The sequence below is a fragment of the Bacillaceae bacterium S4-13-56 genome, from assembly GCA_040191315.1.
GTDB lineage: Bacteria > Bacillota > Bacilli > Bacillales > JAWJLM01 > JAWJLM01.
In genome coordinates, this window is sequence record JAWJLM010000183.1 from 1 (window position 1) to 608 (window position 608).

At 34.5% G+C, this 608-nt stretch carries 1 protein-coding gene and 1 riboswitch; the gene reads right to left on the reverse strand.

The genetic code is table 11. The features are described from left to right. Window positions 1-454, reverse strand: a 454-nt coding sequence (locus RZN25_18560) for an EAL domain-containing protein (protein MEQ6378789.1), incomplete at its 3' end; no start/stop codon positions are given. A gap of 64 nt (window positions 455-518) precedes the next feature. Next, window positions 519-608: riboswitch (cyclic di-GMP riboswitch) on the reverse strand. This riboswitch is flagged as partial in the annotation.

Below are 608 nucleotides of genomic sequence, written 5' to 3' on the forward strand. Positions count from 1 at the left end.
TGCTAATTCCATAATCATCAATGGCATAAGAAATCCCCACTTTTTTTAGTTGCTTTAATACTTTTTTCAAATGATTCAAATCATAATTTGTTTCTTTCTCACTAATTTCAAAAACTATGTCTTGATTTGTCAATAGCTTTTCCTTCATAATAATAGTTATAAAGGAGGGGAATTTTGGATTCAATAATGTTGACGGAAAAACATTTACGAACAATATCCCTTCTTTCCTTGTAAAACCTGCTGAATGGTAGGTTTTCAGAGCTTTATGAATGGACCGCGAATCCAATTCATAGAGCTTTTTTTCTTTTATAGCGCTATTAAAAGCAAGTTCTGGATTAGCAAATTTTTTTGACCGAAGTAGTACCTCATACCCTACAATATAACCCTCTTTCAAATCATAAATGGGTTGAAAATGATGAAAAAAGTCCTCATGATCTATGAAGCTACTAATCACCAATACCTATCCCTTCTTACGGACGACAAAAAAGCCCATGCCGAAAAGCATAGACCTACTATACTTCGGCAACCCGGCCACCATAGTCATTTTTAGAATGACTTTAGGTCCGTGGCTTTGCGTCCTTATTTTTCAATAAGTTTGCCTTTTGCGA